Source organism: uncultured Rothia sp. (assembly GCF_916715725.1).
Lineage (GTDB): Bacteria > Actinomycetota > Actinomycetes > Actinomycetales > Micrococcaceae > Rothia.
The window spans coordinates 243,923-262,254 of sequence record NZ_CAKAPD010000001.1 but is presented as its reverse complement, the minus strand read 5'-3'; the positions used below and the strand labels follow the sequence as shown (position 1 = coordinate 262,254).

Below are 18,332 nucleotides of genomic sequence, written 5' to 3'. Positions count from 1 at the left end.
CCGCTGGCTGGCTCTTTAGTTTGGTAGCCGCGGTAGCCTGTAACGATGAGCGCCTCAGCCCAGCTGAAACGGAATAGCTGAAACGGAGCAGCGGGCGGGCGCATCCTGGAATTTTTGACGAGAACAACCACGATTAGCAGCAGATACGGAACACTATGCATTCACCTATTGCCACTTACCTGACCGAGACCCTCGAGTCGGTCGCTTCTGATACCTCCGGTGAGTTGGCAAACTACATTCCGGAACTTGCCGCCGTGGACCCGGACAAGCTTGCCGCGTCTATCGCCATGGTTGATGGTGAGCAGTACGCCGCCGGTGACTCCGATGTGGAGTTCACGATCCAGTCGATTTCTAAGCCGTTCGTGTACGCCCTGGCGCTCGCGGACCGCGGCTATGATGATGTGCTTGCGAAGGTGGGTGTGGAGCCTTCCGGTGAGCCGTTCAACGAGCTGTCCCTGGAGGACGGCTCCGGTAAGCCGCTGAACCCGATGATTAATGCGGGTGCGATTACCACCCATTCGCTGGTGGGTCCTCCCGGTGCGACTCAGGGTGAGCGCATGGAGCGCGTCATTTCTGGTCTGTCTGCGTTTGCGGGCCGCCGCCTGTCGGTGAACGAGCGCGTGTACGAGTCTGAGCTGGAGCACGCGCACCGCAACTACGCGATTGCGCACATGCTGCGCGGCCACGGCATCCTGACCGGTGACCCGACCGTGGCGGTGCAGGGTTATACCCGCCAGTGCTCGCTGATGGTGACGGTCAAGGATTTGGCGTTGATGGCGGCGACTTTGGCGAACTATGGTGTGCATCCGGTGACGGGTGAGCAGGTGGTTCCTAAGACGGTGGTGCGTCAGGTGCTGAGCGTCATGTTCACGTGCGGTATGTATAACGCGGCGGGCGACTGGGCGACCCAGGTGGGTGTTCCGGCGAAGAGCGGCGTGGGCGGCGGCATTATTGGTGCGGTGCCCGGTCAGCTGGGTGTGGCGACGTTCTCGCCGCGCCTGGACGGTCACGGTAACAGTGTGCGCGGTGTGGAGCTGTTCGAGCAGTTCTCTGATGACATGGGCATGCACGTGATGAACGTGCCGACGGTGGCTCGTTCGGCGTTGCGCGCGAACTACCAGATCGGTTCGGGCGATGAGTCTATGCGCCTGATTCAGTTGCAGGGCCGTATCCGTTTTGCGGGTGTGGAGCGCGTGATTCGTGAGATTGTGGAATCCCCGATGGAGGGTTCCAAGGTTGCCCTGGACGTGACTCGCGTGTACGCGGTGGATGAGGTCGCTCAGAGTATGCTCCTGGAGCTGATGCGTCGTCTGCGGAATGACGGGTACAAGGTGTACCTGATTGATAATGACGAGACGATCACGAATACGGATGCGCTGCGCAGCATGGGTGTGAAGGTTTTGACGAACCCGGCGGCGGTGACTTCTGCTGAGTCGGATGCTGAGCGTGTGGCTGAGGCAGACGCCGAAGAGGCTGCGGAGGCTGCAGCTCTGGAGGCGCTGAATGCGTTGGAATCCGCTAAGGCGGAGCAGTCGGAAACTTCGGAGTCCGAGTAGGTTTCACTCCGCGTACTTGATCGTATCTGCGTACTTGGCAGTACGATTGCGTGAACTTTATATATTGAGGCCCCTTTCCCGGGCGCGTTGTGAACGTGTTCTGGGGGAGGGGCCTCGCTGTACTTACCTAGAGTTGCACCTTGCGCTGTAGCTGGAGCTGTACCTGGATTGCCTGGCGGGGGTAGCTTAGTGCGCTGAGCGTGGTCTTCGGCGAGCTTCGGTGAGCGAGTGGAACGAATGCGTGTAAAGGTTCTTTTATTGCGGCGTTATTAATCATTACGTAATATTTTGAATTTTTCGATATCTAACAGTGGTCTCATCATACACTCATAATATGAACACTGTTCCACACTCAGAAACACCTATTGCTCCTCGTCAATCCGCTATCGCCAACCCCGCTACTGGCCAGGCGGTATTGGGCGACTCTGCCCGCGCCTCCATGGGGCGACGGGAACTTTTGCGGCATGTTGGTATCTTTGGTCTGGGCGCGGTGGGCTTCGGCGTGCTGGGTCTTGGCCTCACCGGTTGTACCCCGTCGAACACCCCATCGAGCAGCCCGTCCGGTAGCGCCTCGGCGAGCCCCTCTTCGACCCCTTCGGCAAGCTCGGCGGCTACCCCCTCCGCATCTGCGACTGGCTCCGCAACGGGTACTGCATCCCCGACCGCCGCGGTGTCTAAGACCGCATCTGCGACTGCGACCTCGTCGAACCCGGTTCCCGCAGCGCGCGCCTGGACCGGCCCGCAGACCGGCCTGCCGGGTGAGGGAAAGTATATTGCGTGGACGGTTGATGACGGCGCCGACCCGGAGGTGGTGCGCGCCTACGCGGAGTTTGCTCACCGTACCGGCACGCGCCTCACGTTCTTTATTAATGGTCAGTACCCGGCGTTTAAGCAGCATCGTGACCTGTTGTTGCCGCTGGTGAAGAGCGGTCAGCTGCAGATTGCGAACCATACGTATAGTCATGCGGCGTTGACGAGCCTGACGGATGAGCAGATTGTGCATGAGCTGACCCGTAATGATGAGGAGATTATGCGGCTTTTTGGGGTGTCTTCGAAGCCGTATTTCCGCCCGCCGTACGGGTATTATGATGAGCGTGTGTTGGCGGCTGCGGCGTCCTGTGGTTTTACGCGCCTGGTGTTGTGGTACGGGTCGTTGGCGGATTCGTCTAATATTTCTTCGGCTGAGGTGTATGCCTATGCGGAGAAGTACGCTTTGGCTCAGCATATTGTGATTGGGCATTTGAATTATCGGGGTGTGGTGTCTGAGCTGGACCGTATTCGGGCGTTGTTGGATCGGCGCGGTTTGACGACGGTGACGATTCGTGACTATTACGGGTAGTGCGGGGGAGTCCTGGCGGGGGTTCCGGTGGGTATACTGGGAGGCATGATGAAGCTTCCTCAGAACCCTATTCTTCGGCAGGTGCACCGTTTCCGTGAGTCGCTGCTGCTTCTGCTGTATTATTCGCTGTCTTTTTTGGGTGTGCGGTGGGTGCGCTCGGGGCATCCGCGTGTGGCGGCGGTGTGGTCTGTGGGTTTGTGGCTGAATCTGGTGCTGCGCGGCATGGGCCAGGTGGTGCGTATGCTGGTGCCGGTCCTGCAGGATGCGGAGGCGCGCCGTGCTCGGGCTGAGCGTGCCCGCGCCTACCAGCCGCGCTAGCCCTGCTTCCGCAGGTTCTTACCCCGCACGGATTCTAGGCTGATACGACGAAGCCCCCTCGTACTAGAAATAGTACAAGGGGGCTTTCGCTATAAGAACGGGCAGAAGCCTAGTGCTTCTTCTTCGGCTCGCACGCCACGCCGTCACCGTCTCTATCTAGACCAGGGCGGTAACCCGGCTCACCACGATGCAAGGGCGCCGCGCCAGCCGCACGAGCATCAGCGCATGTTTCGTAGTAAACACTCGACTGCGCCGGAGCCTGCTGAACAGGCTGAGCCGGTGCCTGCTGAGCAGGAGCCTCAGCCGCCGGAGCCTGCGCGGGCACCTGCTGGGCGGGCGCCTCCGTAGCTACCGGCGCCTGCTGAACAGGTTCAGCCTGTTGCGCGGGAGCCTCCGAAACCGGAGCCGCCGGTGCCTGAGCGGGAGCCTCAGCCGCCGGTGCCTGCGCGGGAGTCTCAGTCGTCGGAACCGGAGACGGGGTTACCGTCGGAGAAGGAGACTCTGAAGGAGTCGCAGACGCACTCGGCGTCGGAGAAGAACTAGGGGTAGCCGAAACGGAAGGGGACGCAGAAGCAGACGTCGACGATGACGAAGCAGAGGGCGTAACCTTCGGAGCACGAATAGACGAAGAGCAGCCGGTCAGCAGCAGAGCACCCGCAAGAACACCAGCGGTCGCGGCGTGAATTTTCAACACAATATTCCTTTATAAAGTGAGTGGACAAGGGTGTTCACCGTAGAACACAAACTCAAGTGTAAAGGAAAACTATCTCACCCGCAGGTCATATTGAGCCTTTCAAACATTCTGACAAGGGAAGAAACGCCAACCTGGCACGGCAAAGCCCCTTGTACCGGTTCACACAGGAACCGGCACAAGGGGGCTTCGCTATATATTCGCTATATCTAGGGGGCACCAGCCGGAGGCGCTAGGGGAGTAGCGCCTCAGAAAGAGGCGGCGGGAAAACAGGCTAGGAGCAGTTGCCGTTCACATCGCAGGACGCGCCAGCAGCAGCCGAGCCCGCCTCCGCAACGCCGTCACCCGCCGCGTCACCCGAGGCGCCCGCCAGCGGGTTCAACAACTCAACCTGACGGGTCTGCTCCCACACATGACGCAGCGCCTGCACCAGCGCCTCCGCAGGCTGCGCACCATTCACCGCCCACTTCGACTCAAACAAGAAGAACGGCACACCGGTAATACCCAGCTGATGCGCCAACTGCTCATCAGCACGCACCTGCACCGCGTAACGGTCGCTCTTCAGCACCGCCTCAACCTCGGCGGTATCCAAACCAATCTCAGAGGCGATATCCAGAATCGACTCGTGATCCTGCACCGAACGGCCCTGCGTAAAGTACGCCATCTTAAACGCCTCCTGCGCCGCCGACGCCAAACCCTGCTCCGCCGCATACTGAATCACGCGGTGCGCATCAAACGTGTTACCGTAGCGTGCTTGCCGCCAATTGAACTCCAAACCCACCTCGCGGGCACGCTCCGCCAGCGACTCCTGGCTCGCAATCGCCTGCTCCAACGGCATGGAGTACTTCTTAGCAATCAGCTCAGGCAGCGAACCTGCCGGATGCTCCGTAGCCGACGGGTCCAGCTCAAAACTATGCCACACCACCTCAACCTCGTCACGGTGCTCAAATTCGGCGAGCGCCTGCTCCAGGTTACGCTTGCCCACGTAGCAGAAGGGGCACACAATATCGGACCAAATATCAATACGCATGGTATCTATTCCTTTCACACTCGGATGCGGCAGCTACCGCAACTGTACGCTCACCTAACGCCCCTGCTGTCGTGATTATTCCCCGGCGTTTATTCCCCAGTATTCCCCCAGCGTTTATTCCCGCCGCGAGTCTTCAAGCCCCGCCGTGCGCTCTCCCGCGTGCCGTTCCCAGAAAAGATGCATGGTTACGAAGCGCCGGCGGAGACAACGCCAAAAACGCCAGCAGAGTTGGCGCGTTTTGCAGATTCCTGGCGCGAATTGCTGTATTGCTGGCGTCTTTTGCTCCGTATAGTTGTAACCGTAAGGCAACGGAAACCACCGAAAAGCTCGGCGGAATCCACAAACAAGTTTCTAAATTTCAAGGAGAACATCTCATGGCAACCGCACTCATCACCGGTTCCTACGGCGGCCTCGGCACCGAATTCGTCAACATCCACGCAGCAACCGGCGGCGACGTCATCCTGGTTGGCCGCAGCCAGAGCAAGCTCGACGCACAGGCAGCACAGGTCGAAAAGGACTACGGCGTGAAGGCATACACCATCGCCGCTGACCTCTCCACCGAAGCAGCCGCCCAGCAGATCTTCGACGCGTGCCAGCAGCTCGGCATCCTGCCCGACTACTTCATCAACAACGCAGGCTTCGGCGGTCAGGGTGACTTCGCTCGTGAGCGTTCCATGGAAGATGACATGTCCATGATCGCCGTGAACATCGAATCCCCCACCCGCCTGCTCAAGCTCTTCCTGCCCGAAATGATCAAGCGCGGCTCCGGTAAGGTCCTCAACGTCTCCTCCACCGCAGCTACCATCCCCGGCCCGCTGCAGGCAGTCTACTACGCTACCAAGGCGTACATCACCAGCTGGTCCAACGCTCTGTGGCGTGAGGTTCAGGGCACCGGTGTGACCGTCTCCTGCCTGATGCCCGGCGCTATGGCAACCGGCTTCGCGGCGGCAGGCGGCCTGGATGACACCAAGCTCTTCGCTAACGCCGTCTCCCCGGCACAGGTTGCGAAGGAAGGTTACGACGGCATGCTCGCGGGCAAAATCAACGTTGTCTCCGGTCTGGTCGCATGGCAGAAGCCCCTCATTTCCCTCTCCCCGATGATGCCGCGCAAGGCAATGCTGAACTTCGTCTACGACCAGCAGATTGCAGGTAGCGCAAAGTAACCCCTCATGAAAACCTACATACTGGATGCCCAGTTCTCACAGCTCTTCACCGCCTTCGGCATTGATCCCGGTGAAGTGCTCCGCAAAGCGGGCCTGGCAGAAGACCTCTTCAGCCGTGCAACACCCGCCCTGTCCGGCTCCGACTATCTAGCTCTCATGGATGCGGTAGGGCAGTTGGCTTCCTCCGAGGACTTCGCTATCCGCCTGGCGACCTCTGACGGTGTTGAGCGTTTCAGCCCGCCCATATTCGCGGCGTACTGCGCTCAAAACGGTCAGCGGTGCATCGAACGGTTAGCTCAGCACAAGCCCCTCATCGGGCCAGTTCGCTACCGCCTCGAAACCCTGGGGCAGGAAAGCACCCTCTCCATTGAGGCAGATGAACCCGGAATCCAAATCCCCGCATTCCTGGCTGAAGGCGAACTCGCTTTTATCCTGCACATTATCCGCTCAGCAACCAAAGAGCAGATACAGCCCCTTCGAGCGGAAAGCGTCTACCCGGTCAGCTCCTCCCTCGAGAAACTGCTCGGTGTGCCGGTAGAAGTGACCGGAGTCAACGCCATCACCTTCAAACTCTCGGACCTGCAGATTCCCTTCATCTCCCACAATGAGAGCATGTGGTCCTACTTTGAGCCGGAGCTCTCACGCAGGCTCTCGCAACTGGACGTGGAGGACAGCACCTCAGCACGAGTGCGTGCCGCCCTGGTGGAACTTCTCCCGGTAGGGGAGAGCACCATCGAAGACGTAGCCCGTAAGCTCGTCACCAGCGCCCGAACCCTGCAGCGGCAGCTCTCTGAGGAAGGCACCACCTTCCGTAAGCAGCTCAACCATGTGCGTCTGCTCCTTGCCAAGCAGTACCTATCCACCACGGATATGAGCATGGACTCTATCGCGTTCATGCTCGGCTACCTTGAAGCTAATAGCTTCGTGCGCGCCTTCACTCTCTGGACAGGTACCACGCCCTCCGCATACCGTACTGAACACCGTCACGCGTAACCCACGCGGCAAGGTGCGGACACCATACGAATGAACGCATTGTGAGAATGCAAGGCCCCCTCGAACCGGTTCTTCCGGTACGAGGGGGCCTTTACTGTATCTAAAGATGTAGCCGAAGCGGCTAGCGGCGGGCAGTTGCCGAAGCGCTCGTCGTAGCAGCCGGCGCGGTCGTCGCCGCCGGAGCCGCCGTCGCACGAGCCGGCGGAGCAGTCGTAGCCGCAGGTGCGGTCGTCGCCTGCTGGCTAGCCGCAACCTCATCCTCATAGCGGGTGGTCGGTGCCTGAGTCGGAGCCTCAGTGGTCGGCTCCGGGGTAGGGGCTGCCTCCGTGGTCGCCTCGGGGGAGGGGGTGTGCTCCTCCGGGGTGGGGGTCGGCGAAGGTGCCGCCGCCTTAATCTCTTCCTCGGATGCGTCACCGTAGTAGTCACGAACCGTCACCGCAGTCAGGCCGCGGTCATCAATCAGACCCTTCACCTTATCCAGGATCGGGATGATCGTCTCGTAGTTCAGGTGGCCCAGCACAATCTGCTGCGGCAGCATGTATCGGATGCAGCGCATGTAAATCACGCGGGAGCTGGTCTTCGCCTCGTCACCGGTGGTGCCGTTCCACATGACCGGGCGGGTAAAACCAATCTCGCCAGCAGCCTTCAGCACCGCATCGTTGTAGCGGCCGTACGGCGGGCGGAAGTACGGCTTCGACGAGACACCGAACATGCTCATAATCTCGTCTTCGTTACGCTGCAACTCTTCCTTCACGCCCTCAGCGTCCAGGGTGGTCAGGTCGGCGTGGCTGTAGGTGTGGTTCGCAATCTGAATCTGGCCGCTCTGAGCCAGCGGACGCAACAGCGACACGTGCTCCTTGAAACCGGTGTACGACGCGTTAATGAAGAACGTCAGGCGAGTATTCGTACGCTTCGAGAACTCAGCGTAGCCGCGAATCGCCTCCGGGCTCGCGCCGTCATCAACAGTCCACGCAACATACTTGCCGTCACCAACGAGGGAGTTGCCGATGCCGGGCCATTCGCGCGGCTTATCAACCGGGTTGCCAGCAGCGGCAACCGTCGGCGAATTCGTTGCGGCGGGGCGAGTAGCGGCAGCAGAGGTCTCGCCGCCAGCCTGATACGGAGTGAAATTACCGCTGGTGCCGTCGTAGTCATTCGACTTCTTCGAGCAAGCAGCAATCAGCGGAAGCATAGCAGTGCCGAGCACAAAAAGTCGGCGGTTAGGCTGTGAGTGGGTCATACCTTCCAGGATAACGCCCCCACCTGCAAGGAACGAATCTGAACAGCGAATACACCCTAAATAATGTGCACATCACACCCCGCGCTCAGCACCACAGTATTAATAGGTATAAGAACTAGGCGTAAGAACACAGAACCAAGAAGCCGCAAGCCGGTAACGCTCCGCTACACTAGTGGGATGGAGAATTTGGGCACTCACGAACTGCGCAACCTTGTGAACGATGCTGCCGACGAGGCAGTCAACATCGGCTACCGCGTTGCAGACCGGCTACACCGGTGGCGAGAAAAGCGCGCCATCGCCGCCGGCCGCGAGCCTATCCTCGTGCCCACCGAAGGCTATGGACGCGCCGCCTCCGACGGCAACCCCGGCTGGGTCCGCGTCATTGCCCGCGCCCTCTACAAGACGGTCACCCTCGAACGCCTCCTGCAGGTCGTCGACGGCACCCAAGACACTGCCAACCCCATGCGCGGCTGGCGCTCCTTCACCGCAACCGCAATGTCCGATGCGCCCGTCACCATCGTCATCGGCGGCACCAAGTACGAGGCGTACACCGACCGCGGCGGCGTGCTCGACGTCAAACTCAGCATCGACCTGGAACCCGGAATCCACGAAGTCGTCATGTACGTGCCCGGATCCCGCGCCGTAGCAACCAGCGTCTACATCGTTCCCGAAAGCCAGAAGCTCGGCGTCATCATGGACGTGGACGACACCGTCATGGTCACCATGCTGCCGCGCCCCCTCGTCGCCGCCTGGAACTCCTTCATCCTCGACGAGCACGCACGCATCCCCACCCCCGGCATGGCGGTCATGACCGACCGTATCCGCCGTAGCCACCCGGATGCGCCGTTCATGTACCTGTCCACCGGCGCCTGGAACATCACCCCGACCCTACGCCGCTTCCTCAGCCGCAACGGCTACCCGCGCGGCACGTTCCTACTCACCGACTGGGGACCCACCCCTGACCGCTGGTTCCGCTCCGGCACCAAGCACAAGGTCGAGTCCCTGCGCCGCCTCGCCGAGGAATTCCCGCAGATGAAGTGGATCCTCGTCGGCGATGACGGGCAGCGCGACCCGTACATCTACAACGGCTTCGCGGTACGCTACCCGGACAACGTGGCGGCAATCGTCATCCGCAACCTGACCGTGGGGGAGACCATGCTCGCCTCCGGCCGCGTGTGGAGCGACTACCGCGCCGAACAGATGATGCGCTCGCCGCTGTGGATTGAAGCCACCGACGGCGTAACGCTGAGTAAGAAGCTGCGTGAGCTGGGCCTGATCGATTTCTAGCCGGCTGTGTTTCTCCTGCGCCTCACCGGTTGCTAAAACCAGTGCCGATACCCAGTAAACCCACCGCAAATACCGCGAAATACCGGTATATGCGGTGGGTTTTGCTGTTTCAGCGGAATTAACCAACTTAAACCCACGACACACCGGCTCATCAAAAAGAGTTAAAAATCTTTTCTACAGCCTTAATCACATAGCTTAAACCCGCTCGAAGGGGGTTAACCCTCGCCTTTAAGAAAGTCCGTTCTGCTTTAAAACCGCGCCGTTCCGCGCAAGAACGGGCGAGAGCGGAGATCTCTTTAAAATCAAGCCCGAATCTGCCGGGTTTTATGCCCCCGAAAGCATACATGAGGTTAAGTGAACCTCAACTTGGCGGGCGAATGAACCCTTAAAAATCCTGACCAACTTAAACCCCACCTGTGGATAACCCGGCGCACCCCGCGAAAATCCAACGAACTAGCCCCGCGGCAGGGTGTGGATAAGCTGTAGGCACCCCATCTTAAGTGGGTTCAGCTGTGGGTTTATCGAACGAAACACGCCCCTCACACCACATCATCTTGTGGTGCAGAAAAATCTCGACACTAGATGTAGTATTAATACTCGGTTCCACCACTACGGCACTTTGAGCGCCCTGCCCCCGCGCAGGAAACCGCCACACCCCACTAGGAGGGGTAGCGGACGGCACCGCGCTCACCGTCAACACCACGTGGTGAACCACAGACGAAACACGCCAGATTCATTCACGAGATAACCCCGCCTGAGCGGGAGAAAGTAAGAGGCATTCCCATGGTAGTGACCGTGTACACCAAGCCGCAGTGCGTCCAGTGCAACATGACCTACCGCGCCCTCGACGCGAAGGGTATCAGCTACACCAAGGTTGATATCACCGAAGACGCTCAGGCACTCGAAATGGTCAAGTCCCTCGGCTACATGCAGGCACCCGTCGTCATCGCAGGCGAGGACCACTGGTCCGGCTTCCAGCCCGACAAGATCAACGCTCTGGCAGCGTAACAACCCTGCCGAAACCCGTACAAACGGAGAATCGGCACGGCACCACACCGGCACACGAGATAAGGAGTACACGTTGAGTACCGCCCTCACGCCCAACCCCGTCGACGAGCACGCAGAAATCCGCAAGATTCTTATGGATGCACGCAACGCCTCCGAGGGTCGAGCGACCGAGGTCGAACTGGACGACACAGCGCCACTCATCGTGTACTTCTCCTCCATCTCAGGTAACACCCACAAGTTCGTGGAGAAGATTCGTGCCCGCCGCCTCCGCCTGCCGCTGCGCACCGGCGAAGACACCCTCATTCTTGATGAGCCGTTCGTGCTCGTCGTCCCCACCTACGGCAAGCCTGAAGGCGCCGGTAACGTTCCCCCGCAGGTGGTTAAATTCCTGAACGTGGAGCAAAATCGCAACCACATGATCGGTGTGATTGGCTCCGGCAACACCAACTTTGGTCCGCTCTTCGGTATCGCGGCAGACATTGTCGCCAAGAAGTGCGATGTGCCCGTGCTCTTCAAGTTTGAGCTCATGGGCACCGATTCAGATGTAGAAAAAGTCAACGAAGGATTGGAAGCATTTTGGACGCAAAACTGCCCTCAGCACTAGAAACTCTCGGTGCGAGCCACAGCGGCAAGAGCGTGCCCGAGAAGTTCAAGGGTATGAGCTACCACGAACTGAACGCACTGCTGAACCTCTACGATGAGAACGGCCAGATTCAGTTCGATGCAGACCGTCAGGCTGCACGTCAGTACTTCCTGCAGCACGTCAACAACAACACCGTCTTCTTCCACGACCTGGAAGAGAAGATCGAGTACCTGATCGAGAACCAGTACTACGAGCCGGAACTCTTCGACAAGTACAACTTCCAGTTCATTAAGAACCTGTTCAAGCGTGCCTACGCCGTGAAGTTCCGCTTCCCGACCTTCCTGGGCGCCTTCAAGTTCTACACCTCCTACGCGCTCAAGACCTTCGACGGTCAGCGCTACCTGGAGCGTTTTGAAGACCGCGTCTGCATGGTCGCGCTGCTGCTGGCAGAAGGCAACGAGAAGCTTGCCGAAGACATCGTCGACGAGATCATCTCCGGCCGTTTCCAGCCGGCAACCCCGACCTTCCTCAACGCAGGTAAGAAGCAGCGCGGCGAGCTCGTCTCCTGCTTCCTGCTGCGCATGGAAGACAACATGGAGTCCATCGGCCGCTCCATCAACTCTGCACTGCAGCTCTCCAAGCGCGGCGGCGGCGTGGCATTCGCCCTGACCAACCTGCGCGAGTCCGGTGCGCCCATTAAGAAGATTGAGAACCAGTCCTCGGGCGTTATCCCCGTCATGAAGCTGCTGGAAGACGCCTTCTCCTACGCAAACCAGCTCGGCGCACGTCAGGGTGCCGGTGCCGTGTACCTGCACGCACACCACCCCGACATCTACGCCTTCCTGGACACCAAGCGTGAGAACGCTGACGAGAAGATCCGCATCAAGACCCTCTCCCTGGGCGTTGTCATCCCCGACATCACCTTCGAGCTGGCGAAGAAGAACGAGGACATGTACCTCTTCTCCCCGTACGATGTGGAACGCATCTACGGCGTGCCCTTCTCCGACATCAACGTCTCCGAGAAGTACTACGAGATGGTCGACGATGCACGCATCACCAAGACCAAGATCAACGCACGCGAGTTCTTCCAGACCATCGCAGAGATCCAGTTCGAGTCCGGCTACCCGTACGTGATGTTCGAAGACACCGTCAACCGCGCGAACCCCATCGCCGGTAAGGTCATCATGTCCAACCTGTGCTCCGAGATCCTGCAGGTTTCTGAGCCGTCCACCTACCACGCTGACCTCGGCTACGAGACCGTCGGTAAGGACATCTCCTGCAACCTCGGTTCGCTGAACATTGCACTGACCATGGACGGCGACGACTTCGGCAAGACCGTGGAAACCGCGATTCGTTCGCTGACCTCCGTCTCCGACCAGTCCGACATCCGCTCCGTACCCTCCATCGAGCGCGGCAACAACATGAGCCACGCCGTGGGTCTGGGCCAGATGAACCTGCACGGCTACCTGGCACGCGAGCACGTCTACTACGGTTCCGAAGAAGCACTGGACTTCACCAACATGTACTTCTACACCGTCGCCTACCACGCAATCCGCGCCTCCATGCAGATCGCTAAGGAACGCGGCCAGCGTTTCGAGGGCTTCGAGAACTCGAAGTACGCATCCGGTGAGTTCTTCGCCAAGTACATTGAGAAGGAATGGGCACCGCAGACCGAGCGTACTCGCGAACTGTTCGCTAAGCACCACATCCCCACCCGTGAAGAGTGGATTCAGCTGGCTGCTGACGTGGCACAGTACGGCATGTACAACCAGAACCTGCAGGCTGTTCCGCCGACCGGCTCCATCTCCTACATCAACGGTTCGACCTCTTCGATTCACCCGATCGCTTCGAAGATTGAGATCCGCAAGGAAGGCAAGCTCGGCCGCGTCTACTACCCGGCGCCGTACATGACCAACGACAACCTGGAGTACTACCAGGACTCCTACGAAATTGGTTACGAGAAGATCATCGACACCTACGCTGTGGCAACCCAGCACGTGGACCAGGGCCTGTCGCTGACCCTCTTCTTCCGCGATACCGCAACCACCCGCGATATCAACCGCGCCCAGATTTACGCATGGCGTAAGGGCATCAAGACCATCTACTACATCCGTCTGCGTCAGATGGCTCTTGAGGGTACCGAGGTTGAAGGCTGCGTATCCTGCATGCTCTAGCCCGAATGCTGTGACGCATTCAGCTTGAGCTGGCACACTATAACTAAAGACTGGAAGGGGCGGTTACGGTGAACACGCAAACCGCCTGCGCGACTGGCTGGGCGCGCGTGGGACCGTAACCGCCCCTTAAGAATCGGAGAATTACTAATGAGCGAAAAGGTGAAGCTCGTCGACCACGTGATCGAGGCTATCAACTGGAACCGTATTGAGGATGAGAAGGACCTTGAGGTTTGGGATCGTCTGACCGGTAACTTCTGGCTGCCGGAGAAGGTGCCTCTGAGCAACGATGTGCCCTCCTGGAAGACCCTGACCGAGGAAGAGAAGCAGCTGACCATGCGCGTCTTCACCGGTCTGACCCTGCTGGACACCATCCAGGGTACTGTCGGTGCCGTGTCCCTGCTGCCGGACGCTGTGACCGCGCACGAAGAGGCCGTGTACACCAACATTGCGTTCATGGAGTCCGTGCACGCAAAGTCGTATTCCTCGATTTTCTCGACCCTCGCCTCCACCAAGGAGATTGACGAGGCGTTCCGCTGGGCTTCTGAGAACGAGCACCTGCAGAAGAAGGCGAAGATCGTTCTGTCCTACTACACCGGTGACGACCCGCTGAAGAAGAAGGTTGCCTCCACTCTGCTGGAGTCCTTCCTGTTCTACTCGGGCTTCTACCTGCCCATGTACTGGTCTTCGCACGCGAAGCTGACCAACACCGCTGACCTGATTCGTCTGATTATTCGTGACGAGGCAGTGCACGGCTACTACATTGGTTACAAGTTCCAGCGCGGCCTGGCGAAGGAATCCGCGGAGCGTCAGGCAGAGCTGAAGGAGTACACCTTCAACCTGCTGTACGAACTGTACGAGAACGAGGTGGCGTACACCCACTCCCTGTATGACGGTGTGGGTTGGAGCGAGGACGTGAAGAAGTTCCTGCACTACAACGCTAACAAGGCTCTGATGAACCTGGGCTACGAGCCGATGTTCCCGGCGACCGTGACTAACGTGTCCCCGGCGATTCTGTCGGCGCTGTCCCCGAACGCTGATGAGAACCACGACTTCTTCTCCGGTTCCGGCTCTTCCTACGTGATTGGTAAGGCCGTGAACACCGAGGACGAGGACTGGGACTTCTGAGCCCCCTTTCTTGCCTTTAGTTATGAGGCTGAGATAAACCGAGCGGAACCCCCGCGTATCCACTGTGGATGCGCGGGGGTTCCGCCGTTTAACTGGGCTACTTAGCGTGCCGGGATGCCCAGGCTTCCCCGGTTTAACCTGGCGCGGAAGCGCTCGGGAATCGGGGGAGTAGGAGCGGTTTTTCTGGTTCCTTTCTGGTTCCGGTTGTCGGATTTTTTACCTTCACCCCGTAGCATAAAAAATTATTGATATATCGGGGTGCGGGGCGTACCCTGATACGACTAACCATCAACGCAGATTTGAAAGGAATATCATGCGTTCAGTTGTTATGGAAGCTCCCGGCAAGGTCGTCGTCAACGAAGTCGACAAGCCGACCCTGCTCGAACCCACCGACGCCATCATCAAGCTCGCAGCATCCTGCATCTGCGGCTCCGACCTGTGGTCCTACCGCGGCGCACAGCCCGTCGACCACCGGGCGATGGGCCACGAATACATCGGCGAAGTCGTCGAAGTCGGCTCCGAGGTCACCACCGTAGCCCCCGGCGACTTCGTCGTAGGCTCCTTCTGCATCTCCTGCGGCGAATGCGAAACCTGCACCGCAGGCTACCCCTCCCGTTGCCTCAAGGCAATCGCAGCAGGCGACGCTTTCATTGGCATGCGCTCTAACGGCACCCAGGCAGAATACGCTCGCGTACCCTTCGCAGACGGCACCCTCGTCAAGACCCCCGCAACCCCCACCGAAGAGCAGATCCCGCACCTGATGGCGGCATCCGATGTGCTCGGCACCGGCTGGTACGCGGCAGACGCAGCGCAGGCAGGCCCCGGCAAGACCATCGTCGTTGTTGGCGACGGCGCGGTCGGCCTGAGCGCAGTCATCGGCGCTAAGCAGCTCGGCGCGGAGAAGATTATCATCATGTCCCGCAACCCCGAACGTCAGGCGCTCGCTAAGGCATTCGGCGCAACCCACATCGTGGAAGAGCGCGGCGAAGAGGGTATCGCCAAGGTTCTGGAGCTCACCGACGGCGTGGGCGCACACGGCGTTGCGGAGGCTGTTGGCACCCAGCAGTCCTTCGATCAGGCTCTCGGTTGCGTACGCCACGGCGGCTACATCGGCTTCGTGGGCGTTCCGCACGACAGCTCCATCGGCACCGATAAGCTCTTCGGCAAGCAGATTCACCTTGAGGGTGGCCCCGCCCCCGTGCGCAAGTACCTGCCGACCCTCATCGACCTGATTTACAAGGGCGAAATTGAGCCCGGCCGCGTCTTCGACATGGTTCTGCCCATTGACGAGGCAGCTAAGGGTTACGAGGCAATGGACCAGCGTACCGCCACCAAGGTTCTGCTGACCATGCCGTAATAGCCGCTCGTATCGCCGGTTCCTATGCCGGTTCCTGTACCGGAAGCCCGGCGTGTATGCGCTACTGATCCTCGCACCGACCCTGCCGCTCCACGTGAGCGTAGGGTGCCGGTCGCGGGGATTAGTGCATTAAAAATTGGGTTTATTTGCCACGTTCCGGCGAGGTGAGGGACAAATGAGTGAGCCAAGGCATAGAATAAAAGAGCATGATTCGTACAACTCGAAGGATGACAATGACGAAGAAGCCTTTCCCTTCCGACCTCGAAATCGCACTTGCCGCCGATCTTTGGCCTATTAACAAGATCGCAGCAGACAACGGCATCAGCGAAGATCGCCTTGAACCCTACGGCAAGTATGTCGCTAAGGTCCTCCTCGACGAAACCACCAACGCAGAGACCGCCCGCAAGCGCGGCTCCAAGTACATCGTGGTTACCGCAGTCACCCCCACCCCGCTCGGTGAAGGTAAGACCGCAACCTCCGTCTCCCTCGCACAGGGCTTCGCACAGACCGACCGCAAGGCAATCCTGGCTCTGCGTCAGCCCGCAATGGGCCCGACCTTCGGCATTAAGGGCGGCGCAGCAGGCGGCGGCTACTCCCAGATCGTTCCCATGGAGAAGCTGAACCTGCACCTGACCGGCGACTTCCACGCCGTCACCGCAGCACACAACCTGCTTGCCGCCATGATTGACAACCACCTGCACCACGGCAACGAGCTGCGCATCGACCCGCGTGCAATCGAGTGGCGCCGCGTTATCGACATGAACGACCGCTCCCTGCGCAACATCGTCGTGGGCCTGGGCGAACGCATGGACGGCGTGGTCCGCGAGACCGGTTTCGACATCACCAGCGCCTCCGAAATCATGGTGATTCTCTCGCTGGCAACCTCCTTCAAGGACCTCCGCGAGCGCCTGGCAAAGATTGTGATCGGCCTGAACTACGACGGCGAGCCCGTCACCGCAGCCGACCTGAAGGCTGACGGCGCAATGTCCGTCATCCTGGCAGACGCTATCAACCCGAACCTGCTGCAGACCCTGGAGCACACCCCCGCACTGATTCACGCGGGCCCCTTCGGCAACATCGCAACCGGTAACTCCTCCGTGGTCGCCGACTACGTTGGCCTGGAGTACTCCGATTACGTGATTACCGAGGCTGGCTTCGGTGCCGACATGGGTGCGGAGCGTTTCTTCAACGTCAAGTGCCGCGTCTCCGGCCTGAAGCCCGACGCAGCAGTGCTGGTCGTCACCGTGCGCTCCCTGAAGTCCCACTCCGGTCTGTACAAGATCGTTCCGGGCAAGCCCCTGCCCGAGGGCATGCTGCAGGAAAGCCCCTCCGACGTGGAGAAGGGCGCAGAGAACCTGAAGAAGCACATCGAGATCGTGCGCAACTTCGGTGTTCAGCCGGTCGTGGCAATCAACGCGTTCCCGACCGACTTCGAGTCTGAGCACGAGACCATCCGCCGTATCGCTGAGGAAGCTGGCGCTCGCGTAGCTATCCACCGCGGTGTGGCTGAGGGCGGTAAGGGCACCACCGACCTGGCAGACGTGGTTGCTGAGGCATGTGACGACGTTTCGGATCTGAAGTACACCTACGACCTTGAGGACTCCATCGAGACCAAGATTGAGAAGGTCGCCACCAAGGTCTACGGTGCGGACGGCATCTCCATTGCTCCCGCTGCAGCTAAGCAGCTGAAGCGTTTCGCTGAGCTGGGCTACTCGCACCTGCCCGTGGTCATTGCGAAGACCCACCTGTCCATCTCTTCGGATGCAACTCTGAAGGGCGCACCGACCGGCTGGACCCTGCCCGTGCGCGAGGTTCGCCTGGCTGCAGGTGCTGGCTACGTCTACGCTATCTGCGGCACCATGCGCACCATGCCGGGCCTGAGCAAGAGCCCCGCAGCTGAGCGCATCGGCTTCGATGAGAACGGCGTGATGGTCGGCCTGTCCTAAGGGCTTGTCCTAAGGCGGCTGTTCCAGCTGATTTATAGCTAGTGGAGGCGGCGCTCCTTCCCCACAGCGGGGGAGGGGCGCCGCTTTTGCTGTGCTCCAGTGGTGGCAGATACCGGGCGGCAGGTACCGGGCGGCGGATGGGGTGAATGCCGGTGTGAATACCAGCGTGATTGCCGGTGCGATTGCCGGCGAAAGGTGGAGCGTATCGGTGTTTTGGGCGCTGAACGGTGCTGAATAGCGCTGAATGGCGGGGGAGTGAAGGATTCTAAAACCCCTAGTGGAGGGGAGTTTCAACCTTTCCTTGAGGCTTCCAGTACACCTGTTTTGAAGGTGGAATTGGTACGGGCTGGTTAATAATTGGGCTCTATGTATGCTTGAAGGTCAGGTTTTATTAAACAATCTATAGAGGTTGATTTTTAACCCGCTTACCACCTTGCATTTTGTGAAAATATAGCATTGACTAGTTATTTTACTTTTTTGGGGTAGGCTCACTGGGTGCACTCAGTGAACCTAGTAGGGGGT

Annotated in this window: 15 protein-coding genes; 12 read left to right on the top strand and 3 right to left on the bottom strand. The window is 59.6% G+C overall.

All coding sequences use genetic code 11. The features are described from left to right. The first annotated feature begins 155 nt into the window (after positions 1-155). From QZ822_RS01000 to QZ822_RS00990, 3 genes are all read left to right on the top strand, one after another. Positions 156-1,556 (top strand): glutaminase, encoded by a 1,401-nt coding sequence (locus tag QZ822_RS01000; protein WP_294641926.1) that lies wholly within the window; start codon positions 156-158, stop codon positions 1,554-1,556. A 334-nt stretch (positions 1,557-1,890) separates the two neighbouring features. Further along, positions 1,891-2,895 (top strand): polysaccharide deacetylase family protein, encoded by a 1,005-nt coding sequence (locus QZ822_RS00995; protein ID WP_294641924.1) that lies wholly within the window; start codon positions 1,891-1,893, stop codon positions 2,893-2,895. Positions 2,896-2,940: 45 nt separating this feature from the next. Then, positions 2,941-3,213 carry a hypothetical protein gene (locus tag QZ822_RS00990; protein WP_294641923.1) on the top strand — a complete coding sequence of 91 codons (273 nt, stop codon included), beginning with the start codon at positions 2,941-2,943 and terminating at the stop codon, positions 3,211-3,213. Positions 3,214-3,322: 109 nt separating this feature from the next. Here QZ822_RS00990 and QZ822_RS00985 read toward each other — a convergent pair whose 3' ends face one another. Both QZ822_RS00985 and QZ822_RS00980 read right to left on the bottom strand, forming a co-directional pair. Beyond that, the gene (locus QZ822_RS00985) at positions 3,323-3,907 is read right to left on the bottom strand and encodes an excalibur calcium-binding domain-containing protein (RefSeq protein ID WP_294641921.1); all 585 of its coding nucleotides are present in this window, start codon (positions 3,905-3,907) and stop codon (positions 3,323-3,325) included. Between the two features lie 271 nt (positions 3,908-4,178). Further along, positions 4,179-4,934, bottom strand: a complete 756-nt coding sequence (locus tag QZ822_RS00980; RefSeq protein WP_294641920.1) for a DsbA family oxidoreductase — start codon at positions 4,932-4,934, stop codon at positions 4,179-4,181. Between the two features lie 374 nt (positions 4,935-5,308). Between QZ822_RS00980 and QZ822_RS00975 the strand changes: the two genes are divergently transcribed. Further along, on the top strand, positions 5,309-6,097 hold the full coding sequence (locus tag QZ822_RS00975; RefSeq protein WP_294641918.1) for an SDR family oxidoreductase: 789 nt from the start codon (positions 5,309-5,311) through the stop codon (positions 6,095-6,097). Between the two features lie 6 nt (positions 6,098-6,103). Beyond that, positions 6,104-7,090 (top strand): AraC family transcriptional regulator, encoded by a 987-nt coding sequence (locus QZ822_RS00970; protein ID WP_294641917.1) that lies wholly within the window; start codon positions 6,104-6,106, stop codon positions 7,088-7,090. Positions 7,091-7,211: 121 nt separating this feature from the next. Here QZ822_RS00970 and QZ822_RS00965 read toward each other — a convergent pair whose 3' ends face one another. Continuing rightward, positions 7,212-8,330 (bottom strand): polysaccharide deacetylase family protein, encoded by a 1,119-nt coding sequence (locus QZ822_RS00965; protein ID WP_294641915.1) that lies wholly within the window; start codon positions 8,328-8,330, stop codon positions 7,212-7,214. A gap of 177 nt (positions 8,331-8,507) precedes the next feature. Here QZ822_RS00965 and QZ822_RS00960 point away from each other — a divergent pair, with 177 nt between their 5' ends. The 7 genes from QZ822_RS00960 to QZ822_RS00930 all read left to right on the top strand — a co-directional run bounded on the left by QZ822_RS00960 (position 8,508) and on the right by QZ822_RS00930 (position 17,810). Beyond that, positions 8,508-9,617, top strand: coding sequence for an App1 family protein (locus QZ822_RS00960; RefSeq protein WP_294641913.1), 1,110 nt, complete (start codon positions 8,508-8,510; stop codon positions 9,615-9,617). A gap of 783 nt (positions 9,618-10,400) precedes the next feature. Beyond that, on the top strand, positions 10,401-10,625 hold the full coding sequence (nrdH, locus tag QZ822_RS00955; protein WP_294641911.1) for a glutaredoxin-like protein NrdH: 225 nt from the start codon (positions 10,401-10,403) through the stop codon (positions 10,623-10,625). Positions 10,626-10,698: 73 nt separating this feature from the next. Beyond that, on the top strand, positions 10,699-11,229 hold the full coding sequence (gene nrdI, locus QZ822_RS00950; protein ID WP_294641909.1) for a class Ib ribonucleoside-diphosphate reductase assembly flavoprotein NrdI: 531 nt from the start codon (positions 10,699-10,701) through the stop codon (positions 11,227-11,229). Then, the gene (gene nrdE / locus QZ822_RS00945; protein ID WP_060824704.1) at positions 11,202-13,382 is read left to right on the top strand and encodes a class 1b ribonucleoside-diphosphate reductase subunit alpha; all 2,181 of its coding nucleotides are present in this window, start codon (positions 11,202-11,204) and stop codon (positions 13,380-13,382) included. The genes nrdI and nrdE overlap by 28 nt, the downstream gene beginning before the upstream one ends. A gap of 147 nt (positions 13,383-13,529) precedes the next feature. Further along, positions 13,530-14,507, top strand: coding sequence for a class 1b ribonucleoside-diphosphate reductase subunit beta (gene nrdF, locus QZ822_RS00940; RefSeq protein WP_254755678.1), 978 nt, complete (start codon positions 13,530-13,532; stop codon positions 14,505-14,507). A gap of 313 nt (positions 14,508-14,820) precedes the next feature. Beyond that, on the top strand, positions 14,821-15,864 hold the full coding sequence (locus tag QZ822_RS00935) for a zinc-dependent alcohol dehydrogenase family protein (RefSeq protein WP_294641904.1): 1,044 nt from the start codon (positions 14,821-14,823) through the stop codon (positions 15,862-15,864). 233 nt (positions 15,865-16,097) lie between these two features. Beyond that, entirely contained in the window at positions 16,098-17,810 is a 1,713-nt protein-coding gene (locus QZ822_RS00930) for a formate--tetrahydrofolate ligase (protein WP_294641903.1), read from the top strand. Positions 17,811-18,332: the final 522 nt, after the last annotated feature.